General features: G+C 41.9%; 28 protein-coding genes and 2 riboswitches. Of the genes, 22 read left to right on the top strand and 6 right to left on the bottom strand.

Going from position 1 to position 25,413, the window contains the following annotated elements; all coding sequences use genetic code 11:
- Position 1: 1 nt before the first annotated feature.
- The 5 genes from comGD (at position 2) to OTG27_RS14210 (ending at position 1,877) form a co-directional block, all read left to right on the top strand.
- A complete protein-coding gene (comGD, locus tag OTG27_RS14230; RefSeq protein WP_034308382.1) occupies positions 2–445 on the top strand; it encodes a competence type IV pilus minor pilin ComGD in 444 nt (147 codons plus the stop codon).
- Positions 432–770, top strand: a complete 339-nt coding sequence (locus tag OTG27_RS14225; protein WP_268937260.1) for a hypothetical protein — start codon at positions 432–434, stop codon at positions 768–770. The genes comGD and OTG27_RS14225 overlap by 14 nt, the downstream gene beginning before the upstream one ends.
- A complete protein-coding gene (gene comGF, locus OTG27_RS14220; protein ID WP_268564854.1) occupies positions 718–1,197 on the top strand; it encodes a competence type IV pilus minor pilin ComGF in 480 nt (159 codons plus the stop codon). Before OTG27_RS14225 ends, comGF begins: the two co-directional genes overlap by 53 nt.
- A complete protein-coding gene (comGG, locus tag OTG27_RS14215) occupies positions 1,190–1,576 on the top strand; it encodes a competence type IV pilus minor pilin ComGG (RefSeq protein ID WP_268937259.1) in 387 nt (128 codons plus the stop codon). The genes comGF and comGG overlap by 8 nt, the downstream gene beginning before the upstream one ends.
- A 115-nt stretch (positions 1,577–1,691) precedes the next feature.
- The gene (locus OTG27_RS14210) at positions 1,692–1,877 is read left to right on the top strand and encodes a YqzE family protein (RefSeq protein WP_057278811.1); all 186 of its coding nucleotides are present in this window, start codon (positions 1,692–1,694) and stop codon (positions 1,875–1,877) included.
- 43 nt (positions 1,878–1,920) lie between these two features.
- Here the strand turns inward: OTG27_RS14210 and OTG27_RS14205 are convergent, their stop codons facing one another.
- Together OTG27_RS14205 and OTG27_RS14200 are read right to left on the bottom strand one after the other, a co-directional pair.
- Complete coding sequence (locus OTG27_RS14205; protein WP_268564852.1) at positions 1,921–2,718, bottom strand: YqhG family protein; 798 nt, start codon at positions 2,716–2,718, stop codon at positions 1,921–1,923.
- Entirely contained in the window at positions 2,696–4,384 is a 1,689-nt protein-coding gene (locus OTG27_RS14200) for a DEAD/DEAH box helicase (protein ID WP_268937258.1), read from the bottom strand. Before OTG27_RS14200 ends, OTG27_RS14205 begins: the two co-directional genes overlap by 23 nt.
- Before the next feature lie 377 nt (positions 4,385–4,761).
- Positions 4,762–4,849, top strand: a riboswitch (glycine riboswitch).
- A gap of 3 nt (positions 4,850–4,852) precedes the next feature.
- A riboswitch (glycine riboswitch) is annotated at positions 4,853–4,936 on the top strand.
- A 140-nt stretch (positions 4,937–5,076) separates the two neighbouring features.
- On the opposite strand from OTG27_RS14200, the gene gcvT reads away from it, so the two are divergent.
- From gcvT to gcvPB, 3 genes are read left to right on the top strand one after another with little or no spacing between them, the layout of a single operon-like run.
- Positions 5,077–6,183 (top strand): glycine cleavage system aminomethyltransferase GcvT, encoded by a 1,107-nt coding sequence (gene gcvT / locus OTG27_RS14195; protein WP_063575687.1) that lies wholly within the window; start codon positions 5,077–5,079, stop codon positions 6,181–6,183.
- A gap of 17 nt (positions 6,184–6,200) precedes the next feature.
- On the top strand, positions 6,201–7,547 hold the full coding sequence (gene gcvPA / locus OTG27_RS14190) for an aminomethyl-transferring glycine dehydrogenase subunit GcvPA (RefSeq protein WP_268937257.1): 1,347 nt from the start codon (positions 6,201–6,203) through the stop codon (positions 7,545–7,547).
- The gene (gene gcvPB / locus OTG27_RS14185; RefSeq protein WP_191928959.1) at positions 7,540–8,997 is read left to right on the top strand and encodes an aminomethyl-transferring glycine dehydrogenase subunit GcvPB; all 1,458 of its coding nucleotides are present in this window, start codon (positions 7,540–7,542) and stop codon (positions 8,995–8,997) included. The genes gcvPA and gcvPB overlap by 8 nt, the downstream gene beginning before the upstream one ends.
- 138 nt (positions 8,998–9,135) lie before the next feature.
- Here gcvPB and OTG27_RS14180 read toward each other — a convergent pair whose 3' ends face one another.
- Complete coding sequence (locus OTG27_RS14180) at positions 9,136–9,519, bottom strand: rhodanese-like domain-containing protein (RefSeq protein ID WP_034308355.1); 384 nt, start codon at positions 9,517–9,519, stop codon at positions 9,136–9,138.
- A gap of 201 nt (positions 9,520–9,720) precedes the next feature.
- On the opposite strand from OTG27_RS14180, the gene OTG27_RS14175 reads away from it, so the two are divergent.
- Together OTG27_RS14175 and OTG27_RS14170 are read left to right on the top strand one after the other, a co-directional pair.
- Positions 9,721–10,557 carry a lipoate--protein ligase family protein gene (locus OTG27_RS14175; protein ID WP_268937256.1) on the top strand — a complete coding sequence of 279 codons (837 nt, stop codon included), beginning with the start codon at positions 9,721–9,723 and terminating at the stop codon, positions 10,555–10,557.
- A 387-nt stretch (positions 10,558–10,944) separates the two neighbouring features.
- Positions 10,945–13,515 (top strand): vitamin B12-dependent ribonucleotide reductase, encoded by a 2,571-nt coding sequence (locus tag OTG27_RS14170; protein ID WP_268937255.1) that lies wholly within the window; start codon positions 10,945–10,947, stop codon positions 13,513–13,515.
- 151 nt (positions 13,516–13,666) lie between these two features.
- On the opposite strand, the gene OTG27_RS14165 is transcribed toward OTG27_RS14170, so the two are convergent.
- Entirely contained in the window at positions 13,667–13,852 is a 186-nt protein-coding gene (locus OTG27_RS14165; RefSeq protein WP_048688331.1) for a hypothetical protein, read from the bottom strand.
- Between the two features lie 137 nt (positions 13,853–13,989).
- Here OTG27_RS14165 and splB point away from each other — a divergent pair, with 137 nt between their 5' ends.
- The gene (gene splB / locus OTG27_RS14160; protein ID WP_057278804.1) at positions 13,990–15,015 is read left to right on the top strand and encodes a spore photoproduct lyase; all 1,026 of its coding nucleotides are present in this window, start codon (positions 13,990–13,992) and stop codon (positions 15,013–15,015) included.
- An 85-nt stretch (positions 15,016–15,100) separates the two neighbouring features.
- Positions 15,101–15,982 (top strand): patatin-like phospholipase family protein, encoded by an 882-nt coding sequence (locus OTG27_RS14155; protein ID WP_268937254.1) that lies wholly within the window; start codon positions 15,101–15,103, stop codon positions 15,980–15,982.
- 22 nt (positions 15,983–16,004) lie between these two features.
- Here OTG27_RS14155 and OTG27_RS14150 read toward each other — a convergent pair whose 3' ends face one another.
- Together OTG27_RS14150 and OTG27_RS14145 are read right to left on the bottom strand one after the other, a co-directional pair.
- A complete protein-coding gene (locus OTG27_RS14150; protein ID WP_048677789.1) occupies positions 16,005–16,379 on the bottom strand; it encodes an SA1362 family protein in 375 nt (124 codons plus the stop codon).
- Positions 16,380–16,516: 137 nt separating this feature from the next.
- Positions 16,517–17,473, bottom strand: a complete 957-nt coding sequence (locus OTG27_RS14145; RefSeq protein WP_063575690.1) for a DUF1385 domain-containing protein — start codon at positions 17,471–17,473, stop codon at positions 16,517–16,519.
- Positions 17,474–17,807: 334 nt separating this feature from the next.
- On the opposite strand from OTG27_RS14145, the gene OTG27_RS14140 reads away from it, so the two are divergent.
- From OTG27_RS14140 to spoIIIAF, 10 genes are all read left to right on the top strand, one after another.
- Complete coding sequence (locus OTG27_RS14140; RefSeq protein WP_057278801.1) at positions 17,808–18,320, top strand: YqhR family membrane protein; 513 nt, start codon at positions 17,808–17,810, stop codon at positions 18,318–18,320.
- Positions 18,321–18,414: 94 nt separating this feature from the next.
- The gene (gene aroQ / locus OTG27_RS14135; RefSeq protein ID WP_048677783.1) at positions 18,415–18,864 is read left to right on the top strand and encodes a type II 3-dehydroquinate dehydratase; all 450 of its coding nucleotides are present in this window, start codon (positions 18,415–18,417) and stop codon (positions 18,862–18,864) included.
- Positions 18,861–19,922 (top strand): M24 family metallopeptidase, encoded by a 1,062-nt coding sequence (locus OTG27_RS14130; protein WP_098866544.1) that lies wholly within the window; start codon positions 18,861–18,863, stop codon positions 19,920–19,922. The genes aroQ and OTG27_RS14130 overlap by 4 nt, the downstream gene beginning before the upstream one ends.
- 26 nt (positions 19,923–19,948) lie before the next feature.
- On the top strand, positions 19,949–20,506 hold the full coding sequence (gene efp / locus OTG27_RS14125; protein WP_034308328.1) for an elongation factor P: 558 nt from the start codon (positions 19,949–19,951) through the stop codon (positions 20,504–20,506).
- Between the two features lie 969 nt (positions 20,507–21,475).
- Positions 21,476–22,408: a stage III sporulation protein AA gene (spoIIIAA, locus tag OTG27_RS14120; protein WP_063575692.1), complete on the top strand. Its 933-nt coding sequence runs from the start codon at positions 21,476–21,478 to the stop codon at positions 22,406–22,408.
- Complete coding sequence (gene spoIIIAB / locus OTG27_RS14115) at positions 22,401–22,916, top strand: stage III sporulation protein SpoIIIAB (RefSeq protein WP_063575693.1); 516 nt, start codon at positions 22,401–22,403, stop codon at positions 22,914–22,916. Before spoIIIAA ends, spoIIIAB begins: the two co-directional genes overlap by 8 nt.
- A gap of 21 nt (positions 22,917–22,937) precedes the next feature.
- Positions 22,938–23,141, top strand: a complete 204-nt coding sequence (spoIIIAC, locus tag OTG27_RS14110) for a stage III sporulation protein AC (protein ID WP_034308319.1) — start codon at positions 22,938–22,940, stop codon at positions 23,139–23,141.
- Between the two features lie 23 nt (positions 23,142–23,164).
- Positions 23,165–23,545 (top strand): stage III sporulation protein AD, encoded by a 381-nt coding sequence (gene spoIIIAD / locus OTG27_RS14105; RefSeq protein ID WP_223255841.1) that lies wholly within the window; start codon positions 23,165–23,167, stop codon positions 23,543–23,545.
- Positions 23,546–23,575: 30 nt separating this feature from the next.
- A complete protein-coding gene (gene spoIIIAE / locus OTG27_RS14100; RefSeq protein WP_034308314.1) occupies positions 23,576–24,784 on the top strand; it encodes a stage III sporulation protein AE in 1,209 nt (402 codons plus the stop codon).
- Positions 24,785–24,800: 16 nt separating this feature from the next.
- Positions 24,801–25,409, top strand: a complete 609-nt coding sequence (spoIIIAF, locus tag OTG27_RS14095; protein ID WP_034308312.1) for a stage III sporulation protein AF — start codon at positions 24,801–24,803, stop codon at positions 25,407–25,409.
- Positions 25,410–25,413 lie beyond the last annotated feature (4 nt).

The following is a 25,413-nucleotide window of genomic DNA, read 5'->3' as shown; positions in this document are numbered from 1 at the left end:
AGTGAATATACGGCATTCCGATGGTGGGTATACACTATCTGAAACCCTTATTGTCCTCGCTATTTTTGTACTCCTAATTTCCATCGGTCCTAATCTATATCCCAGCTTCACTAAAGGAATGGAAAATAGGCTTTTTCTTTCACAATTTCATGAAGATCTTTTCTATGCTCAACAGTATGCCATCAGTCATAAGAGCTTGATTTACCTCCATATTGATAATACCGAAAAGATTTATACCGTTTCGTCTTATAAAGAGGGGATCGTTTTAGAGAGAAGCATACCAGAGGATATCCAGTTTTTAAGCGGCACTTTGGGGTTCAGCTTTCATTTTAATCAATATGGAAATGCATCCAAAGCCGGAACGATTATGATTGATACCTCAAAGGGAAAGTACAAGCTGGTCCTCAATATCGGTAAAGGGAGGTTCCGGATTGAGAAATTGTAAAGGGTACGTCTACCTTGAGCTGATGGCCGCATTTTCTATTTGTATATTACTGGCCCTTGCCATTTTACCAATTCTTGAAGAGGTATTGACGCAGCGGAAAGATATTCCCGTAAAGACCGAAGCCCACCATTTATTATATGAAAGATTGACGGCGTTCATGGATGGGGAGATTCAAGCAGTTGGTCAGGAAATCATTTACAAAAAAAGAAGCTTTGAATTGTTTTGGAGGGACCATGGGGATTTCCCGGGAATGATTGAAGGGTGTGTACGCTATGAACATGAAACGGGTAATTGGGAATCCATTTGTGACGCTGCGAAAAAATGATGGCTTTACGATGATCGAATTGCTTTTTTCTTTATTGATTTTAATGACGACGTCGCTTTTTGTTCTGCAGCTCTTCTCGATCATTCACACCCAGATGAGGTCCGTTGATAAATTGCATCCTAAGGAGTGGGAGGTCTTTACCATGCAAGTGAAGCAGGAGGTCCGGAGTTCCAAAGCACAAGATGTAATGGGAAATAAATTATATTTGCTTTCAGGTGAACAATTAGCATCGCTGGAACAATATGAAGATAAGGTCCGAAGACGAGTGGATGGTATGGGGCATGAGGTCATCTTGCAGAACATTTCGGAATTCCAGGTCAATAAGGATGGCAGTGTCATTGTTATAAATATAACGGATAAAGCAGGGACTACTTTCAGTCGAAGATTTCATCCTTTCTTTAGGAATGATACGAAAATTGATGAATAATCAAAAAGGAGTCGTTTTCCCGATGGTCATGATTGTGGCGAGTGTTTTCATCATGTTCACGATACTAATGATCGACCAGTTTATCATTGATAAAAAGTTTTATAAAGAAGTGGAAGAGTCGCTTGTGGCCGACCATCTTGTCCATCTAGCCATCAAGGATGTGACGGCAGAGTGGGGCGAAGAGATTCCGGAAATCATCCAGGGGGAAATATCATATCCCAATGGTGCGGTGCGATATTCCTTAATGAAGCAAGAAGGTCCTTACGTCTATATCGAGTTTTCTTCCAAAACTAAAAATGATCGAGAGGGCAGGGTCATCATTCAATACGATAAAGAAGCGGGGGAAGTGAAAGAATGGTTGGAGAAGCAAGCTGTGTAATAGCAAAATCAACACCATTTTATTAGGGAACGCGACAGGTTTACGGTGAAGGGAGCAAGGAAAGGATTAAAAAAAGCCTAAACCGGACATACTTTGCGTAGGGTGATGATTTTATATGTCTACAAACGCTTATATTAAATATCTGACGCAGCAGCTTGTCGAGTATTTCAATCTGACGAAAAAAGAACGAAAAGAAAAACGCCTTCACAGAAAAGAGGATAAAAACCAGGGTATGTCACATTGGTTTGGCATTGTCCCTTTTGCTTTGTCGATGTTTATAAGGAAAACGATCAAAAAGTAAAACAGATGTCCTGAACTTGGACATCTGTTTTTTTGTTCTTAACTTATCCCAACGCCCTATCTGAAAGGTAAAATACTCCTCCGTTGATGATGGATATTCTGATGTTGGGTTCATATTGAGCTTTTAGTGCTTCTTTTTCGGTATAATAGCTTTCACTTTTTTCGTCCATATCCTTGTAAAAATGCTCCAATAAATTCAAGTCATTCTGCCAGCGCAGCATTGCTTCCTCCGCCCAGGAATGGTCATCATCCTCGAAACTGGTTCTGATGTATGTATCAAGTCTTGCCAATCCACTCTTGGGCATGATCAGAGGTGAAAGCGTAAAGGAGTAATCCGGTATTTTCGGGGTGACGTTAATCGGTAAAACCCGATGGTGAAACCCTTCCATTATTTCACCCGAGATTAAATTCAGTCCGATTGACATGAAAGTATCTTTTTTGCGGTCGCATTGATAGGATATTTTCACATTCAGGGTCAGCCAAGGAAACAAAGGATTATTTCTGCCTTTTGATGGAGGCGTATTCTCAAAAAGTCTAGTATACCCAGCCAGCTTTTTGGTTGATTGAATAATCTGGTGAAGACGAGGGGAGCCAAAATGAATCATTTCTCCCTTTAAATCGGATGGAGCTTGTTCTGGATCGGTAATGAAAGTGATTTGTGCCGGGTTCGGAACACCTCCTGTTTTTTCTAGATAATGCCAATAAAAGGGTCTGTTCATTAATTCTTTATCCATCTCAATCGTCAATTGCACAGTAAGGTGGGTTGGTGCATTATCCAGTATTTCACAATCATTGGCTTTAAAGAAAGTGATTAAAAAATCATGAATTTCCCGTTGCTGCATGAACCTCACCTTCCTTCATTGATTGAGCGAATTGGATCAACGATGAAAAATTATCCATCTTGACTTTCATTTCGCCTTCGGTTTTGGACTCGCCGACCACATCAATTAAATATTCTTCAATGTTGTTAATATCCAGTTTGGTTAAAATATCATCCAATTCACCGATTACTTTTTCAAATAAATTTATTTTTTCGTATAGTAACTTCAGTATATGTTCTTCAACTGTATTTTTCGTGGCAAAGTTATAAATCATCACATCTTCTTCCTGACCAAGGCGGTGAATCCTTCCAATTCTCTGTTCAAGCCTCATTGGGTTCCAGGGCAGGTCAAAATTAATCAAGTGATGGCAAAACTGAAGGTTTATCCCTTCCCCGCCAGCTTCTGTTGCGATTAATACCTGAATATTCTTTTGGAATAATTCACGCATCCAGTCTTTCTTTCCGCGCTTAAAACCGCCTCGGAAAGGAACAGAAGAAATTCCATTCTGCTGTAGGTACCATTGGAGATATAGTTGAGTCGCCCTATATTCCGTAAAGATAATCACTTTGTCATCAATTTTCTTGATCAGTTCCAAAGCTTTTTCAGCCTTTGAGTTCTGGACCGTTTCATTCACTTTAGTAAATAAATCATCAAGCTTTGCCAAAAAATCAGGGGAAGGCTGATCGTATTTATCTCTCATATTCTTTAATGTATAAAAGACAGCCTCTCTGCTGCTGCATGCTTCCCTTTGGAGAGTGAGAGCCGAAAAGGCGCTTCCTTTTGATCCATCCGAAATTGGCTTGAATTTGGAAACAGCATCATACAATGCTTGTTCCGTTGGAGAAAATTCAATGGTGATGGTTTCTACATGCCGTTTTGTCCATTCAATGCCAGTATCGGCCCGCCGGTTTCGAATCATGACAGTGTTGACCAGTTCCTTTAGGTGTTCATCTTCAATGATGTTCCGGCCCTTCCCTTTATACTTTTCCGAAAAGAGCGAAGCATTTCCCAAGTGGCCCGGTTTCAATAACGAAACGAGGTGGAATATCTCCTCGACTTTATTTTGAATCGGAGTGGCTGTCAGGAGTAAACAAAATTTCTTTTTCAGATTTTGGACGAATTCATAGTTCTTCGTCTTATTATTTTTAAGTTTATGAGCTTCATCAATAATGATGAAGTCATATTCCTGAGTAAAGATGATATCTCGATGTGGAGCGCGTTTCGCTGTATCAATGGATGAAATGACCACATCACAGGAGTCCCAGACATAACTTTTTCTCTGAACGACTGCCGGAATATGAAACTTGGTATTCAATTCAAATGCCCATTGTGTGACAAGGGAAGCCGGAACAAGGATCAATACTTTTTTTACAAGGCCCCTAATCATATACTCTTTTAGGATCAAGCCTGCTTCAATTGTTTTTCCCAGCCCTACCTCATCAGCCAAAATGGCTTTTCCATTCATCTTTTCCACTACTTGCTTCGCCGCTTCCAATTGATGGGGAAGCGGGGTTAGCTGAGGAAGGTGCTTGGGCGCCTGTAAACCTTCAAAATCAGGGATGATAAGGTTTTCCTCCATTTGAACCGCCAACTTATAAAGCTCCCAATTTCCCCATGGACCGTCATTTTCCATCTTTTGCAGAAACTCGTCATTCCATTCAGAATTGAAGGATATATTGATTTTCATAGAAATAACTCCCTCTTAAATCATAATTTCCTTAATATAAGGTCAAAACCCGAACATTTCATATGTGAAGTAAGAAAAATATTTCTTTTTCAAAAAATATTGCAGAGATAAGTTTCTTAGGGTAGGATATAAGTATATTTAGAAAATTCCAATTTCCAAACGCTGCAAAGAATGTTTGTACATCGATTTTGCAGTTCGCGTTTTCTTAGTATGGGCTATAGGCTCCTAATTTATCCAAGATTACTGAAGGAGATCAGTCAAACGGTTTCTGAAGTTTTAGGAGAATTGGCAGAGAATGCATTCCATTTATGCTCAAAGGTTTTACCGATGCTTGGGGCTTATTGGCTTCCTATCAATGGTAGACCATTTATATGCGGGTGAAGATAAGGGGAGAGACTACGGATGTAGCGCCGAAGGAGCAAACTTAGCAGTGAATCTCTCAGGCAAAAGAACTCTTATTGGACGCAACTCTGGAGAGCGTCGCCCGTTATGGGACGGCCACCAAAGGGGAAAACCTATTACATAGGTAAACTTTCAGGTTTCAGGACAGAGAAAAAGCTCAAACGGGCTTTCTCTGTCCTTTTTTGTGCTTTTTTCACATCATGAATCAGCTTGTATCTGATGAGTAATGACAAGAAGCTTTTGATAATGAAGCCAATTAATTTTTAAAAAAATCTGAAGGGGGTCATTTTTTGACCAATTTAAAAAGAACACCACTATTTGAGGTTTATCGTGAATACGGAGGTAAAACGATTGATTTTGGCGGCTGGGAACTTCCTGTCCAATTTTCGGGTATAAAGGATGAACATGAAGCCGTTCGGACAAAAGCGGGGTTATTTGATGTTTCCCATATGGGGGAAGTCGATGTTAAGGGGCCTGGGAGCCTTTCCTTTTTACAGAAGATGCTGACCAATGATATATCAAAGCTGCAACAGGGCGGGGCCCAATATACCGCCATGTGTTATGAAAACGGAGGCACGGTTGATGATCTTATCGTGTATAAAAGGGCTGAGGACGACTATCTGCTCGTGGTCAACGCAGCGAATACAGAAAAAGATTTCAATTGGCTGCAAGCTAATTTAACGGAAGATGCCCAAATTACGAATGTATCAAGTGACTATACACAGCTGGCACTTCAAGGACCAGCTGCAGAAAAGATATTACAAAAACTATCGGGAAGTACTGACTTAAGTGAAATTGGATTTTTCAGGTTCAAGGATAATGTCATGATTAACGGTATCTCCACGCTGGTATCCCGTACTGGATACACTGGTGAAGATGGTTTTGAAATATATAGCGACAGTAAAAATGGCCCTGCCCTTTGGAAGGCGATTATGGATGCCGGTAAGGAAGAGGGGGTTCAGCCGATTGGTTTAGGTGCTCGTGATACCCTGCGTTTTGAAGCGAAACTGCCGCTGTATGGGCAGGAGCTTTCAGCTGACATCACCCCGATAGAAGCCGGGATTGGTTTTGCAGTAAAAGTGGATAAGGAAGTTGATTTTTTCGGGAAAGCCGTTCTTGCTGAGCAAAAGGAGAAAGGGGCTCCCCGCAAGCTTGTGGGAATTGAAATGATTGACCGTGGCATTCCACGTCATGGGTATAAGGTCTACAGCGGTGATGAAGTCATTGGCGAGGTCACGACTGGTACCCAATCGCCAACATTGAAGAAAAACGTTGGATTGGTACTTATCGATAAGGAATTTTCGGTGCTGGATGCGGAAGTCGAAGTGGAAATCCGTTCCAAACGTTTGAAAGCCGTTATAATACAAACACCTTTTTATAAAAAACCACGTAAATAGAGGGGAATGGTCATTAGATGAAACATCGTTATTTACCCATGACAGAGCAAGATAAACAAGAAATGCTGGAAGCGATAGGGGTATCCACTGCTGAAGAACTTTTCAATGATATCCCTGAAAGCGTTCGTTTTCAAGGAGAATACGATATCAAGCCTGCTAAATCTGAACCTGCATTAATGAAAGAATTATCAAGGCTTGCTGCAAAGAATGCGGACCTTAAAAATTATGCTTCCTTCCTTGGTGCGGGTGTCTATGACCATTACGCGCCGGTCATCGTCGATCATGTTCTTTCCCGTTCTGAGTTTTATACGGCGTATACACCGTATCAACCTGAAATTTCACAGGGCGAACTTCAAGCAATCTTTGAATATCAAACGATGATATGTGAATTGACGGGCATGGATGTGGCTAACTCCTCCATGTATGACGGCGGGACGGCGCTGGCTGAAGCAGCGATGCTTGCTTCAGGACAGACAAGGCGGAAGAAGATTCTCATTTCAGGAACCGTTCATCCTGAATCAAGAGAAGTTGTGAAGACATATGCAAAAGGGCAACGCGTGGAAGTGATCGAAATTCCTCATAAAGACGGTGTGACGGACTTAGCTGCTTTAAGGGAATTGGCGAATGATGACATTGCAGGAGTGATCGTGCAATACCCGAACTTTTTTGGCCGGATCGAGCCATTGAAAGAAATGGAAGAAATCATTCATGGCGTCAAGTCCATGTTTATCGTTTCCAGTAATCCGCTTGCATTGGGAGCTTTGACATCCCCTGGTGCACTCGGTGCAGATATCGTAACGGGGGATGCTCAGCCATTCGGCATTCCAGCGGCATTCGGTGGCCCTCATTGTGGATATTTTGCGGTTACTAATAAACTTGTACGGAAAGTTCCGGGCAGACTCGTCGGTCAAACGGTCGATGAGAATGGAAAAAGAGGGTTTGTCCTGACGCTTCAAGCTCGTGAACAGCACATTCGCCGTGACAAAGCCACATCCAACATTTGTTCCAATCAAGCTTTGAATGCCTTGGCAGCTTCTGTTGCAATGACCGCGCTTGGGAAAAAGGGTGTCAAAGAGATGGCCGTGCAAAATATACAAAAAGCACATTATGCGAAAAAAGCAATTATGGCAAAAGGGCTGGAAGTGATTTTCGACGGTCCTTCGTTTAATGAATTTGTCATTAAACTGCCTGCCCCGTTTTCAGAGGTCAATGAAAACCTTTTTGAAAAAGGGATGATCGGCGGCTTCGATTTAGGGACGGTTTATCCTGAATTGAAAGACCATATGCTGGTTGCGGTAACTGAACTAAGAACAAAAGAAGAAATTGATGCACTTGCGCAGGAATTGGGGGATCAACATGAATAATCAAGATCAATCACTCATTTTTGAAATCAGTACTTCCGGCCGGATCGGGTACAGTCTGCCAGAAATGGATGTTGCAACTATTCCGCTCGAAGAAATTCTTCCTGCCGACTACATCCGTGAAGAAGAGGCAAAGCTTCCTGAGGTGTCCGAACTGGATATCATGCGTCACTATACTGCACTTTCCAAACGGAATCATGGGGTGGATTCGGGTTTTTATCCGCTGGGTTCATGCACGATGAAATATAATCCGAAAATAAATGAAAATGTGGCACGTTTCAACGGTTTTGCCCATATCCATCCATATCAAGATCCCGCTACTGTACAAGGAGCATTGGGACTATTATTTGATTTGCAGGAACACTTAACGGAAATCACCGGGATGGACCAAGTGACATTACAGCCTGCAGCAGGTGCCCACGGTGAATGGACAGGATTGATGATGATTCGCGCTTTTCACGAAGCGAATGGCGATACAGAACGGACGAAAGTGATTGTACCTGATTCGGCCCATGGTACGAATCCTGCCTCTGCCACTGTTGCCGGACTAGAAACGATTACAGTGAAGTCCGATGAAAATGGGTTAGTCGACCTTGAAGATTTAAAACGTGTTGTCGGACCTGATACGGCGGCCTTGATGCTGACGAACCCCAATACATTGGGATTGTTTGAAGAAAATATTTTGGAAATGGCACAACTTGTCCATGATGCAGGTGGGAAGCTTTATTATGATGGAGCGAATCTGAATGCAGTCCTATCAAAAGCACGACCGGGTGACATGGGCTTTGATGTGGTTCATTTAAATCTCCATAAAACATTCACAGGCCCGCATGGCGGCGGCGGCCCGGGTTCTGGTCCTGTAGGTGTGAAGTCCGACTTGATTCCTTACTTGCCTAAACCTCTTATAGTCAAGCAAGGTGAGCAATTCGCCCTTGATTATGATCGTCCGCAATCCATTGGCAGGGTAAAACCTTATTATGGTAATTTCGGAATAAACGTGAGGGCATATACGTACATCCGTTCAATGGGTCCTGATGGCCTTAAAGCCGTCACAGAGAACGCGGTCATCAATGCCAATTATATGATGCGCAAGTTGGAACCTTATTTTGACTTACCATATAATCGTCATTGTAAGCATGAATTCGTATTAAGCGGACGCCGGCAAAAGAAATTGGGGGTAAGGACTCTCGATATAGCTAAAAGATTGCTGGATTTCGGGTATCATCCTCCAACCATTTACTTCCCGTTGAACGTGGAAGAAGGAATGATGATAGAACCGACTGAAACCGAGTCAAAAGAAACGCTGGATGCGTTCATCGATGCGATGATCCAGATTGCCAAGGAAGCGGAAGAAACTCCGGAAATCGTTCAGGAAGCTCCGCATACAACCGTTATAAAGCGGCTTGATGAAACTCTTGCTGCAAGAAAACCCGTATTGCGTTATCAAGCTTAGATTAGTAGCTTACACGAAAAAATCCCTGCCTGCCGGCGGGGATTTTTCATGTTTATGTAAGATTCCATTAAAGTCCAACAGTTGACTTTCTTTTACTTGAGCTATGGAATTAAAAAGAGCCCATGCCGAGATGGGGTCTTATTTCTTTGCTTTGATTTTCCCGGTCCACATTTTGAAACCGCCCTTTAAGTGAAAAAGTTCCCTGTAGCCCTTTTTGTATAGCATGGCTGCAGCTCTGCCGCTGATGATTTCGCTTTGAGCGTACAAATATACAGGCTTGTCCGGCCTAATTTCGACCAAGCGGGTTTTCATTTGAGTCATAGGGATGTTTCTTGCGCCTAAGATATGACCATTTTCGAAATCATTCGGTTCCCGCACATCAATTAGCTGCACTTTTCTGTAGTTGGCGATAAATTCGTCCTGTGTTAGTGTTTTAACGATTTTACGCTGGCGGTACCAATTAAAAAGTGAATACGCAATAACCACTCCGAGGATGATGAGCAGTGTATATAATATTTCCAAACATAAAAACTCCCTTCTACCTTAACGAATACAGACAATCTTTATTATATAATTGCTTTACCCAATAATCAAAAAGAATTTTCATCAAATTCTTCATGACTTGATAGCACTTTCTTTTTTAGAGTGTTAAAGTCTGTTAAACTACTACATGTGAGTTTTTTGTGGGGGATTGAAAAACGTCTATCGAAACGAGGGGTAAGGATGACTAAAGAAAAATGGGGTTTTATAGATTCGGGGTATTGTTCACCGGCTTTTAATATGGCGCTGGACGAAGCCCTGTTAAACTGGCAAAGCAAAGGGGAAATTCCGCCGATCATACGATTTTACGGCTGGGATCCAGCGACATTGTCGATCGGTTATTTTCAAAAGGCAGAAGCGGAGATTGATCTGGAAGAGGTCAAAAGGCAGGGCCTTGGTTTTGTTCGCAGGCCGACAGGAGGACGAGCGGTACTGCACGAACATGAATTGACTTATAGTGTAATCGTTCCAGAATCCTATCCGGGAATGCCAACCACCGTTACTGAAGCTTATCGTGTCATTTCTGAAGGAATATTGATGGGGTTCAGGAATCTTGGATTGGATGCTTATTTTGCCGTGCCTCGAAGCGAACAGGAAAAAGCGGCTTTAAAATCGCCCAGGTCTTCCGTCTGCTTTGATGCACCTAGCTGGTATGAACTGGTCGTTGAGGGCAGGAAGGTCGCTGGCAGCGCTCAAACCAGGCAAAAAGGCGTCATCCTTCAGCACGGGTCCATTTTGCTTGAGCTTGATGATGATAAGCTCTTTAGCGTATTTAAATTCTCAAATGACAGGGTTAAAGAGAGAATGCAAAAAAACTTAAAAAACAAAGCTGTGGCCATGAATGACATTGCCGGGAGAAAGATAACCATCCCTGAAGCGAAAGAAGCTTTCGAAAAAGGTTTTGCCGAAGGACTTTCGGTCGATTTAGAGCCATATGTCCTCACCGAAAAGCAATTGCTGGAAGTGAAGGCCATTACAGAAAGCAAATATGAAAGCGATGAATGGAATTTCATGAGATAGAGGAAGCATAATTAGAGTGGATAATAAAAAGTTTTTTCAGATTTGTTTGACCGAATAACACATCCCTTGCAGGGATAAGCCCTAAAAGGGATGGGGAAAAAGCAAGGTCCAAATTAATTGAAATCTGATGAAAAATTATTATAAATCGACATTTTCCTCCCTTTTGCTAACTATATTAATTGATTTAACGTTTGACAAAATAAAAAGTTATTCAAAACAAACACAATATATAGTAGTTGAAATATTTAATGCGACACTATATATTGATTTTTGAGTTTCGCTATGATAAATTTAGGGTACTTGTTAAGCGAAACGGACATGTAAGGCTACATAAGGATTTTTGCGGCAGCAAGAACGGATCATGAAACATATAAAGGAGAGGGAATTATGTCGGTTGTAATAAAAGAAGCTTTAAAGGTTGATCTAGATAGGTTGAATAAGGATATTTCTTTATTTCCCCAGGTTCACCCTGTAACTGCTGATATGAAAATGGCGCATAAGGGAGTGTCCCGTCTAGTCATGCTTGACCGCTATTCTTTTAAGGATACTGAAAAAATCACACTCTCGGCAGGCGATTTCGTCGTGTTGACGATTAAGGAAGATCCGAAATTCCCGGCAAGGGGTCTCGGTTACATCGTTGAAATTGATTGGGAAACCAAAAAAGCCAAGGTATTGGTGGATGAAGAATTCCGTGGCGTATTGGATAATCCGGAAGAAGTCGAGACGGGAATTGTAAACCGTCCATTGGATATAATCGAAAAGCCTCTTGAAATATACTATGAACAAATTGCGAAACGTAATGCAACGGGATTGGCATCAGTGGAAACCACGGAAGAAAAAAGAACGGAATGGTTCAATAAATTCTATGAAGAATTAAAGAACCTTAATTTCGTCCCGGCAGGCCGAGTATTATACGGTGCAGGTTCCAATACGGATGTTACTTATTTCAACTGCTATGTAATGCCATTCGTACCGGATTCACGTGAAGGCATTTCAGAACATAGGAAACAAGTGATGGAAATCATGAGCCGCGGCGGCGGAGTGGGTACGAACGGATCGACACTGCGTCCAAGAAACACTCTGGCAAAAGGGGTAAATGGAAAATCCTCGGGTTCAGTGTCATGGCTTGACGATATTGCAAAACTGACGCATCTTGTTGAACAGGGCGGCAGCAGACGAGGCGCGCAAATGATCATGCTTGCTGATTGGCATCCCGATATTGCAGAGTTCATCATTTCCAAAATGCAAAATCCAAGGATTTTGCGTTACCTAGTGGAAAACACTAAAGATGAAGCCATCAAGAAATATGCCACGGATAAATTGAAATTCACGCCGCACACGGAACAGGAAACGGCTATGTATCAAGGGATCATCAATTATAAGGAGATTCCTGGCCAAGGCGGGTTCAGCGAGAAAATCATTAGGGATGCAGAGGAAAAGATCCGTACAGGCGGAACATACAGTGTCCATAATTCGGATTTCTTGACTGGAGCCAATATCTCCATTTGCCTGACCAAGGAATTTATGGAAGCGGCCGAACAAGATGCGGAATATGAATTGCGTTTTCCTGATGTTGAAAGCTATAATGCCGAAGAAATGGCCATTTACAATAAAGAATGGCATAATGTCGGTGATGTTCGCGAATGGGAGAAAATGGGTCATAAAGTCCGTGTTTACCGTAAAATCCGGGCTAAAGAGCTTTGGAACTTAATAAACATTTGTGCAACATATTCTGCTGAACCAGGTATTTTCTTTATCGATAATGCAAATGAAATGACGAATGCCAAAGCATACGGTCAACAGGTTGTAGCCACGAACCCTTGTGGAGAACAGCCATTGGCTCCATATTCAGTATGTAACCTTGCTGCTGTCAATCTGGCTGAAATGGCTGATAAAGAAAGCAAAACTGTTAATTTCGAGAAACTTAAGCAGACAGTTGAAGTCGGTGTGCGCATGCAGGACAATGTCATTGACGCAACTCCTTATTTCTTGGATGAAAACAAAAAACAGGCACTGGGCGAGCGACGGGTTGGACTAGGTGTAATGGGTCTGCATGACCTGTTGATCTACTGTGAAACGGAATATGGCTCTGAAGAAGGAAATATCCTGGTTGACAAGGTGTTTGAAACGATTGCGACCACAGCTTACAGGGCTTCGGTGGAACTTGCTAAAGAAAAAGGCAGTTTCCCGTTCCTGATCGGGTCAACGGACAAAGAAACCAATGAGCTTAGAACACGTTTCACACAAACCGGATTTATGGAAAAAATGCCGGAAGATATCAGGGAAAGTGTTGCTGCACATGGTATCCGTAACTCTCATTTATTGACAGTGGCTCCTACGGGAAGTACAGGAACGATGGTTGGGGTATCAACAGGTCTTGAACCGTATTTCTCCTTCACGTATTTCCGCAGCGGCCGTCTTGGTAAATTCATTGAAGTTAAGGCTGACATTGTACAGGAATACTTGGATCGCCATCCAGAAGCCGATACAGAAGAGCTTCCAAAATGGTTCATTTCCGCTATGGAATTAGCTCCAGAAGCACATGCTGATGTTCAATGCATCATTCAACGCTGGATTGACAGCTCGATCAGCAAGACGGTCAATGCCCCAAAAGGATATACTGTCGAACAAGTTGAAAAGGTATATGAACGTCTATACAAAGGCGGAGCAAAAGGCGGAACGGTATATGTGGATGGCAGCCGTGACAGTCAGGTCCTTACGCTCAAAGCGGAAGAAAACCAAATGGACGAGCAGCTTGAAATGGATGAATTGACAAATGTGGAAGAAAAGAAAAAAGTTGTATTGGTCGATACGATAAATGAGCTGCGTTCGACGAATGTTACAATTGGTTCGGAAGTGGGTAACACTTGCCCCGTATGCCGTAAGGGTGAAGTTCAGGAAATGGGCGGATGCAATACGTGCACGAATTGCGGAGCGCAATTGAAATGCGGGCTATAAGCTGATGCAAAGGAAGTCGTTAAGTATGCTGCAAAGCTATCTTAACGGCTTTTTTTTAGAGTCATTAATCCGGGCAGTGATAGTCTGTTCAATTAAATACCAATAGGTGAAGACCGAATAATCGTAAATTCGGTCTTCTTTTCACGTTCAATCAACCATTTTCATTTTGCTGCCCTATTTCCTTTTCGGCTAGATATTGGTTGCCATCTTTCAATACCGAAAATTCATCGACGGAGTCTCCCGGTATATTCCTTGGATTTGGAAATTTATTATCTGTTTGAACGGTGATCGTTTGTTTTCCCATTCCATTTGTCAAGAAGTCTCGTTTATTAGCCATATCGCATCTCCTTCATTTTGAATTTCCAAGTAAAAACAATCATGAGGATAAAAGAATAAAGAAAAACTATCCTTATCAATTAGATTGTGTAGTTCGATTGAAAGTATGAACAAATCGAAAAAAGAATGGAGATCGAAATGAAACCATTTATGCCACAGTTAGTATATATCGAGCCAAGGGCATTGGAATACCCGCTTGGCCGGGAATTGAAGAAGAAATTCGAAGATTTGAACATTGAAATCCGTGAGACCACATCGCATAACCAAATAAGGGATCTTCCTGGAGAAAATGATCTGCAAAAATATCGTGTCGCCAAATCGACACTCGTGATAGGAATCAGAAAAACATTGAAATTCGATTCTTCAAAGCCATCTGCTGAATATGCCATCCCTCTTGCTACAGGGTGCATGGGGCATTGTCACTATTGTTATTTACAGACGACACTCGGATCAAAGCCATATATTCGGACATATGTGAATCTTGACGAGATTTTCGAGGCAGCCGAAAAATATATAAATGAGAGAAAGCCTGAAATTACCCGTTTTGAGGCAGCCTGTACATCGGATATCGTCGGAATTGATCATTTGACACATTCGTTAAAAAGGGCCATAGAGTATTTTGGGAAAAGTGAATATGGGGTTCTTAGGTTCGTCACTAAATTCCATCATGTCGATCATCTGTTGGATGCTGAACATAATGGAAAAACGAGATTTCGCTTCAGTATAAATTCACGTTATGTGATAAAAAATTTCGAACCCGGGACTTCGAGCTTCGAAGAACGGATGGAAGCGGCACGTAAAGTGGCAGGTGCCGGATATCCCCTGGGTTTTATCGTAGCTCCAATATACCGTCATGAAGCATGGAAGGAGGGCTACCATGAATTATTCGAACGGTTGAGTGAGGCCTTAAAAGGGGTGGATATCCCTGACTTGACTTTCGAATTAATCCAGCATCGGTTCACTGGTCCAGCAAAAAAAGTGATTCAAAAAAACTATCCGAAAACAAAATTGGAACTGGACGAAACGAAGCGTAAATATAAATGGGGCCGATATGGAATTGGTAAATATGTTTATCAAAATGAGGAAGCGGCAGAACTGGAAACGACCATTCGTGGGTATATAGCGGAATTTTTCCCGAAAGCGGAAATTCAGTATTTTACCTGAATCAAGGCAATTTTCTTTTTGAAACTGTCATAAATCGCTCTAATCCTGCTTAGAAATGTAAAGACCGGATTAGGGGAGGGCAGCTATGATTATTGACGGCGTTTTTTCCGGAGGCGGGATTAAAGGCTATGGTTTAGTGGGAGCCCTGCAGGAATTAGAAGAAAAGGGATTTGTATTCCATCGAACAGCAGGGACGAGTGCAGGATCCATAATTGCAGCATTCGTAGCGGCTGGGTACACGGGAAAAGAAATGGAAAAGTTTTTTCTTGATATAGATTTAAGCGGCCTGCTGGATAAAAGGCGTGGTCTTTTGCCTATCCCATTTGCCAAATGGCTTCTTTTATACTGGAAACTGGGCCTTTATAAAGGCAACGCCTTGGAAGCATGGGTCGCCGGTAAACTTGCCGAAAGGAATGTAGTCACCTTTAAGGATGTTCGGCCGAAATCACTCCGTATCATAACCTCTGACATTTCAAATGGGAAATTGGTCGTACTGCCTGATGATTTGCCTAATTATGGAATAGACCCGAGCACTTTTCCAGTGGCAAAGGCAGTAAGAATGAGTTGCAGCATTCCGTATTTCTTTGAGCCAGTCAAACTTAATGTCGGAAAAAGCAAGTTCCTTTTTGTTGATGGAGGTGTGTTAAGCAATTTTCCAATGTGGTTATTCAATTCAGATCATGTTAGAAAGGAAAGACCGGTCATTGGCCTGCGGTTAAGCGTCGATGAGATATGGAAACCGCATGAGGTGGATAATGCGGTTGAATTGTTCTCCGCACTATTCAAAACGATGAAAGATGCCCATGATGCTAGGTATATTTCCAAGAAACACGTCCATAATATTGTATTCATCCCGATGAAGGGAATTTCTGCAATGGATTTTAATCTGAATGATGAAAAAAAGGGTGAATTGATCAATAAAGGCAGGCAGTGTACGAAAGAATTCCTTAAAAAATGGACTTATTGATGTTAAATAAAAAATCGGGCTCTTAAAAAGAAGCCCGATTTTTCTTTTTATTCTTTTTCCCTTCGATGACGGTTAAGTGACTATCCGTTTTCTTTCTCCATTTTATTTTCTTTGATGATTTTGCTGCAGAGAAGCTAGCCACATTATCTTTTTTCGAAGTTCGGTTTTTTAGCCTTTTTTTCGATTGGCGGGCAGCCTTTCGGAATGCTTGCTGCTCTTTCTTAACTGGTTTTCCCTTTGTTAATCCGGTATAAATCATATAAATAATCCCTGCGACAATGGCTATTATGAGAATGTTTCTAAAAAAGCCAATCGGGTCATTAAATAGTCGGCTCAATAGTCCGAGGACTCCGAGGGCGATGATTCCGTATATCATGAAAGATATGAAACGTTTCAACAAAGACACCTCCTTAAGAGCATCATAAGCATTTTTAGCTTATTTTAAACATTCTAATTGTGAAATATTTGAAAAAAATGAAGATCATTCATTTAGTTAGTATATGATTTTTCATCATCAAAATGTGTATAGATGTTTTACACAATTACATCCGATTCTAAACCTTTTTCGGTCTCTTTTTCCATCCTCAACAGTTCTTGGAAGGATGCCAATGCGACTTCGACTTGATCATCGGTAGGGGCTTTGGTTGTCAATAACTGAAGCCAAAGGCCGGGATAGCCAAGGTAACGCAGGATGGGTGTGTCCCTTACTTTGTTAGTCAACTGCAAGACTTCGAATGCTATGCCGAGTACGACGGGGATAAGCAAAATGCGATTGACGACACGAACCCATAGCGGATCTATTGGTACAAGAAGATAGACAAACATCCCTACAATGACAGTAAATAAAATAAAACTGCTGCCACAGCGATAATGAAGGCGGGAACTTGCCTGCACATTTGCAACCGTCAATTCTTTTCCGCTTTCAAAGCAATTGATCACCTTATGCTCTGCTCCGTGATACTGAAAGACCCGCTTGATCAATGGCGTCAAGGAAACTACATAAATATATACGAGCAGTAAGATCAGCTTGAACAAGCTTTCCACTAATACCTGAGCCGTATGGCCACTGAAAATGGGTTCTGTCAATTTTGCGAGGAAGACAGGAATCAAGGTGAAAAGCAATTTCCCAAATAGGAAGGAGATCACACCGATCACGGCAACACCTAGCCAAAGACTTAATTTAGAGGGGTCTTTCGTTTCTTTTTTCGTTTCGACCTGTTTTTCCCCGTCTTCTTCTTCTTCATACTGTTCAGTTGAAAAGTTAAGATGTTTCGAACCGGTGGCACTTGACTGAATCAGTGATACGATACCCCGTAGAAACGGTATTTTTTTTAAGCGGTTTACAACAGGTTTCGATTCACGCGGCAGATGATAATATACAATCGTCGAATCTTTGCGGCGTACCGCAGTGACTGTGTGATGTTTGCCACCGAACATGACGCCTTCCACTACAGCCTGCCCTCCATAAACGGGTTTTTGAACCTCAGACATTTCTACACCAACCTAATAGTTATTCACGTAGCTCTCTCATGGGTGCTAACATGTGTATTATCAAGCATCACAAGGGTTTAAGGCGGTCCTCCAAAATGGAAGGGAAGCTTTATCCCCTGCAATTGCTTTTTGAATGTTGAATCACAGAAAGGTATTATCCTGTGTACATTATAAATTTCAACAGAGGAAGGGGATTTTCCTCTGAAAAAAGCAGATTATTTATGATTTAATCATACAGAATTAATCACAAAACCTCTAGTGATTCTCCTCCCCAATAATAAAAAAAAATAGTTCTATTTAACAAAGGGCATACTACGTAGCGGAGGTGTTTGATATGTCTTCTAATGAAAATGGACAAATTCAACAGGAATATCAAAGCATGTTAATCTACAATGTACTTGCTGTCGGTTTTGTTGGGGGGGCTTTAGCCAGTTTTATTGGAATCCTAGCCCATTATGTTAACTTTATGGATTTTAGCCCAAAATTCATACTGACTTCGTGGTCAAATATGACCTGGATCGATCATTGGCTCGGTACGGTAATGACCATGATTTTATTCGGAATTTTATCCGTGGGGATCGCTTTTATATACTATAGTCTCTTTAAAAGGATGAAGAGTATTTTTCCGGGTATTTTTTTGGGGGTGGTCTGCTGGGCTTTACTTGTATTTGTCCTGAAACCGATGTTCATCGATTTACCAACCTTTTATAAAATGTCAGCAAATACGGTTATAACAAGTGTATGCATTTTTATTATATACGGTCTTTTTGTAGGGTTTTCTATATCATATGATCATCAGGAATATATACGCCATAAAAACAAGGCCGAGAAGCAATCGGAAAGCTGATTGCTTCTTGGTTGTAAAAAAGTAGTAAGACAATTTGGAATTATGATAGAATGTTCATGGAAAGCAATCTTTTAACATGAGCAGGTGTTTGATGATGACAAAAATCTTACTAATCAATGGTCCGAATTTAAATCGCTTGGGGAAGCGGGAACCTGCGCATTATGGATCCTCGACGCTTGCGGATGTGGAAGCGCAATTAATGCTGCAAGCACAAGGGTTAAATGTGGAATTAACCTCTTTTCAAACTAACCATGAAGGAGCGATTATCGACAAGCTCCATTGGTCAGAGGATCATGGGATCGACGGGATTATCATTAATCCCGGGGCTTTTACTCATTATAGTTATGCGATTCGTGATGCAATAGCCGGAATTGATGTTCCAGTGGTGGAAGTGCATATTTCGAACATACATGCCCGTGAAAGCTTTCGACATGAATCAGTGACCGCTGCGGTATCGGCGGGACAGATTGTCGGCTTGGGGATACACGGTTATGAATTGGCGTTGCAGGCGATCACAAAGATTGCAAAGGGGGAAATTAAATGAATAAACTAATGCGCTTAAGAGCCTCGATGGAAAAGGTGGGCATTGATGGTTTTTTGATCACCAGTACATATAACCGCCGATACATGACCAACTTCACGGGAAGTGCAGGCGTTGTCCTCATTTCCCAAAAAGAAGCTAAATTCATCACTGATTTCAGATACGTGGAACAAGCGGGCAAGCAGGCACCGGACTATGAAGTCGTTCAACACAAAGGAACCATCATGGAAGAAGTCGGCAAGCAGGCTAAAGCGATGAACATCGGCAAGCTTGGTTTTGAGCAAGAGCACCTGACTTATGCTACATATAAAGCTTATGAAGCGGCCATTGATGGCCAACTTTTGCCGGTGTCTGGGGTTATTGAGAATTTACGCTTGATAAAGACTTCGTCAGAGATTAAGATATTAAAGGAAGCGGCTGCTATTGCTGATGCTGCGTTTACGCATATTCTGGATTTCCTGCGTCCAGGGATTACGGAACTGGATGTATCCAATGAACTTGAATTCTTTATGAGGAAACAAGGGGCAACTTCTTCTTCCTTCGATATTATAGTAGCATCCGGCATAAGGTCCGCACTTCCGCATGGAGTGGCTACTGATAAAATCATCGAAAAAGGCGATTTTGTCACATTGGATTACGGGGCATATTATAACGGGTATGTGTCTGACATCACTCGGACATTAGCGGTTGGCAAGCCAAGTGAAGAACTTATTAATATTTATGACATTGTTTTAGAAGCTCAACTGAGAGGAATGGCTGGGATCAAACCCGGTATGACTGGCAGGGAAGCGGATGCACTAACTCGAAATCTAATTGAAGAAAAGGGATATGGGCAGTATTTTGGACATTCGACCGGACATGGAATCGGCCTTGAAGTTCATGAAGGTCCAGCATTATCCTTTAGGTCTGATATCATTTTAGAACCAGGTATGGCTGTAACCGTTGAACCGGGCATTTATTTACCGGGCGTAGGCGGAGTACGGATTGAAGATGATACAATCGTTACAATTGACGGTAACGAAGCACTTACTCATTCAACTAAAGAGTTAATCATTCTGTAAACATGTACATGTAGGAGGACAAATTTATGATTTCTGTAAACGATTTTCGCACGGGTGTTACGATTGAAGTAGATAATGGAATTTGGCAGGTTATCGAGTTCCAACACGTTAAACCTGGTAAAGGTGCAGCTTTTGTACGTTCTAAACTTCGGAACCTTCGTACGGGTTCAATCCAGGAGAAAACATTCCGTGCTGGTGAAAAAGTTGCTAAAGCACATATCGAAAACCGCAAGATGCAGTACCTTTATGCAAGTGGAGACAGCCATGTATTCATGGATAACGAAACGTATGACCAAATCGAGCTGCCGGCTTCAAGCATTGAACGTGAACTTAAGTTCCTAAAGGAAAATATGGAAGTACATATCATGACTTTCCAAGCGGAAACTCTTGGTGTCGAACTTCCAAACACAGTGGAACTAGAAGTGGCGGAGACTGAGCCTGGAATTAAAGGCGATACATCTTCAGGCGGCACGAAATCAGCCGTACTTGAGACAGGCCTTTCGGTTCAAGTGCCATTTTTCATCAACCAAGGTGACAAACTATTGATCAATACAAATGAAGGTTCTTACGTATCACGTGCATAAATGAAAGAAGGCCGAGATTAATATCTCGGCCTCAAATTGCAGACAAAAAGGTTTCGGAATGGTTTCATTCCGAAACCTTTTTGATTTTTTATGGGATTGGACTTCATGATGACACAGATGATCTGCTTCTTCCGTAAATTCCTGCCAATGTGGAGTGCCACCACTTTCTGAAGGTCCTTACTTTCTGTACAACACTGTGATAAAAATGAACGAGTCCTGCACAAATGCAATTGGATGATTTGTACACACGATATTCCTCTTTAATCTCCATTTTACAAGCTGGCACCAGTTGGTCTAAAGTAATCATTCATGCTGATCGAATCATGATCATGTTTAAAAAGCATCCTCATCTCCTCAAGTTCCCAGTCTGGAAGGTCCGTATGGTCTCATCCCAAACCATGATTTTATAAGAAGACTTGGTTACCCTTCATGTTTTACTTTTTTGGAGTGGAACCCTCACTGGATTGAAGAAATCTGCGGCACTCCTGCCGAATAACTGGCTAGCCGAGACCCCACAGGCGCTTGCGCCGAGGAGGCTTGGCAGACAGTCGGCGGAAAGGGGGCGGATTTCTGAAATCAACTGCAACTTTTATTATGAAAAAACTGTAGGCTAGTCTCATCCCGAATATTCTTAAGACTAGATTATCCTTCATGTTTTTTTCCTATATCCTTAATCGATTGAAGAAATTTGCGACACTCCTGCCGAATAACTGGCTAGCCGAGACCCCACAGGCGCTTGCGCTGAGGAGGCTTGGCAGACAGTCGGCGGAAAGGGAGCGGATTTCTGAAATCAACTGAAACTTTTTTAAAATAAAAAGACGTAGACCGAGATTAATTTCTCGGTCTTTTTTAGATCCTGGAAGTTATAAAAAAATCAATAAATGGTCCGTTTCTTTAATAGCCTGTCATCATTGCGGGCTTGTCGGCATATATTTTATTGAAAGTGGTGTATACAGGAGGATTGTCAAAATGGAAACGATTCTTTCTTTTTTACCGAAAAGTTTATACGAGCAACTCCGCGGTATGACACCGATGATGATCGATAAGATGGAAGAACTGCGAATTCGGGTTGGAAGGCCGCTTGAGGTCATTGTAGGGGGGGAACCATACTTTTTTTCCTATGAAGTGACCCATTCGGATGCAGATCAATTATTGAATAATATAGGTCAATTTTCGTTATATACGCTTGAGGAAGAATTAAAGCGAGGATATATAACCATAGCGGGTGGACATCGGGTGGGGCTTGCTGGCAAGGTGATCCTGGAAAATGGTTCGGTCAAAGCGATCAGGGATATTTCCTCATTCAATATTCGGGTTGCACGTGAAAAAATAGGTGCAGCTGAACCTCTCACTTCATATTTATATGACGGGGAATGGCAGCATACCATGTTGATCGGTGCTCCGCAAACGGGAAAAACGACCATATTACGTGATATTGCAAGAATGATATCCAGTGGTAATGAAAAACTCGGCATTGCCCCTCAAAAGGTGGGGATAGTGGACGAGCGCTCAGAAATTGCCGGATGTGTGCATGGAGTGCCGCAGCTCGAATTCGGAACAAGGGTTGATGTGCTCGATGGATGTCCTAAAGCGGAAGGGATGATGATGATGATCCGTTCGATGTCCCCGGATGTATTGATCGTGGATGAAATAGGCAGGGAAGCGGATACGCAGGCTGTGCTGGAAGCCGTGAATGCAGGTATTAAACTCATGATAACCACGCATGGCCATACACTGGATGAAATCAAGAAGCGACCCATTATCGCTGAAATATTAAAGCAAAACATCTTTGAACGCTTTATTGAATTAAAAAGAAGTAAATCCGGTAGGAGGGGCTACAAAGTCCTTGATGCAGCAGGGGTTCCCATTTACTTGGGAGAAAGTGTGAACCCGCATGTTTAAGTTAATAGGAGCAGCGATAATTATGATAGCGACGACTTGGGCAGGTTTTGAAGCGGCGAAAAAATTAAGTATGAGGCCTCGTCAACTGAGACAGCTGAAAGTCGCCATGCAATCGCTTGAAGCTGAAATCATGTTCGGTCATACACCTTTGAAAGAAGCGGCAAGGAAACTTTCTAAACAGATGGCCAAACCTTTGTCCAGCTTTTTCGATACATTTGCAAATCGGCTCGAGTCAGGTGAAACCACCGTCAAAGAAGCATGGGATGATAGTTTGAAGAAAATATGGCAATCCCTTGCTTTAAAACAGGGAGAATTCGAGATTCTTTCACAGTTTGGGGAGACGCTTGGGAAAAGCGATAAATATCATCAGCAAAAGCAAATCATGCTAACGATGGCACATCTGGAACGGGAAGAAACCGATGCACTCGACCGCCAGGGGAAATATGAAAAAATGATGAAAAGTCTTGGTTTTTTATCAGGGCTATTATTGATCATCTTGCTGATGTAGGAATATGTGGGGGGAATGAAAATGGGCATTGACGTGGACATCATATTTAAAATAGCGGGTGTGGGGCTTGTAGTGGCATTTCTTCACACGATACTCGATCAGGTTGGGAAGAAGGAATATGCCCAGTGGGTGACACTTTTCGGATTTATCTATATTTTATTCATGGTTGCTTCTGTAGTAGAGGATTTATTTCAAAAAATTAAATCTGTATTTCTATTTCAGTAAGGGAGGGATTCGCGATTGAAATCATAAAAATCGTGGCCATTGCCCTAGTTGCCACCTTTTTGGCACTGATCGTCAAAGAGCAAAAACCAAATTTAGCATTTCTGCTTGTTGTTTTTGTAGGATGCTCCATTTTTCTTTTTTTAGCTGACAAGATATACGAAATCATTCTAATGTTAGAAAAAATTGCCGTTAATGCGAATGTAAATACCGTATATCTTGAGACCATTTTAAAAATAATCGGAATTGCCTATATTGCAGAATTCGCTTCCCAAATTACAAAAGATGCAGGGCAAGGTTCGCTCGCTTCCAAAATAGAATTGAGCGGAAAAATCTTGATTCTTGCCATGGCGATTCCGATTTTGACCGTCATTATCGAAACGATTCTACAGATGCTCCCAAGTTAATGGATTACTCCTAGTCAATGAGGTGAATGTATGAAGCAGCGGATGCCTTACTTATCCATACTATTCGTTTTACTCTTTTTTTTGCATGCATCTATTGGACAAGCTGCCGAGAATCCAGAAAATGGTGAAGTTGATCAAGAGCCGATCATGCAGTCCGAACTGGTACAAGCCCAAATAGAAAGGCTGGGCGTCGATGAGCTCAAACAATATTGGGATGACATCGTTACGGAATATGGAGGATTCTTACCGGAAAGCCAGAAAGGGAGCTTCATGGATTTTGTAAGCGGCGATAAGAAATTTTCATTTGATGAATGGATAAAGGGAATCACAAAATTCATTTTTCATGAACTGCTCGTGAATGGAAAGCTGCTGGGGTCACTCATTTTATTAACCGTTTTCAGCATGTTCCTCCAGTCTTTGCAGAATGCGTTCGAGCAAAGCTCCGTAAGTAAGGTCGCTTATGCAATCGTTTATATGGTGCTGATCATTTTGGCACTTAACAGTTTTCATGTGGCGATTGAATATACAAAAGATACGATAGATTTGATGATTTCCTTTTTAATGGCGCTCATCCCTTTACTCTTGGCATTGATAGCTGCTTCAGGCGGACTTGTATCGGCAGCCTTCTTTCATCCGGTATTGATGTTTTTGATGAATACAAGCGGCATCTTGATTCAGTTCGTCGTCCTTCCGTTATTATTCTTTGCAGCGATTTTAAGCATAGTCAGCACGTTGACCGAACATTACAAAGTGACACAGCTGGCACAACTACTCCGTAATTTTGCCATCGGGATCCTTGGAGCATTCATGACCATATTCCTTGGTGTGATCTCCGTTCAGGGAGCATCCTCAGCTGTAGCTGACGGAGTGACGATCAGGACAGCCAAATTCGTGACAGGTAACTTTATACCGGTCATAGGGCGTATGTTTACCGATGCAACGGATACGGTCATTAGTGCCTCCGTCCTTTTGAAAAATACAGTGGGATTGTCAGGCGTCATCATTCTCTTGCTCATAACTACATTTCCCGCCATAAAAATCCTGATGATTTCTTTTGTCTATAAATTGGCAGCGAGTCTTTTGCAGCCGCTGGGCGGAGGACCTGTAATAAAATGCCTTGACATTATAAGTAAAAGCATGATTTATATTTTCGCCGCATTGGCCATTGTCTCACTCATGTTTTTTTTAAGTATCACGGTAATCATCGCCTCTGGAAACATTACCCTGATGGTTCGTTAGAAAGGAGGAGGACTTGGTGAGTTTTTTAGCTGGCTGGGTATCCAACATCATCATATTTGTACTGCTGGCTACTGTGATTGATATGCTTCTGCCAAATTCAGCTTTACAGAAGTATGCCAAAATGGTTATCGGGCTTTTACTGATTGCAATCATCATCACTCCTATATTGGGATTATTCAATAAGGATTTCGATGATATTCTCACTGCGGCCACAAGTGAATTTGAGGATCAGAAAAAAAAAGATTTAGGAAATTTGACAGAAATGAAGAAAAAAGAAATACAAGCTACCCAGGGTGCATATATTTTAAAACAAATGGCTGTTGACTTACAGGCAGAAGTGGAAGAGGAGCTGATGGCGGATTATAACATGAGGATTAGTTCAATTGATGTAGGGGTCAAGAATGAGGAAGAGCCGGGTGTTGATGATCTGCAGAACATAACCATCTCATTGGAAAAGGCAGAAGGGAAAGAAAACTCGGAGATAGAGGCAGTAGCGAAGGTTGATATCAATACAGATAGCCCATCCACTTCGAATGATGCCAATCTGGATGCTGTCAAAAGGTTTCTGGCAACAAGTTGGTCTGTTGATGAAGAGATCATTGAAATCGCCGGGGAAAGGAAGTGACTGA

Source organism: Peribacillus sp. AS_2, from assembly GCF_026891895.1.
Lineage (GTDB): Bacteria > Bacillota > Bacilli > Bacillales > DSM-1321 > Peribacillus > Peribacillus frigoritolerans.
Note: the sequence above shows the minus strand (reverse complement) of the source record. Positions and strands in the feature narration are given on the sequence as shown.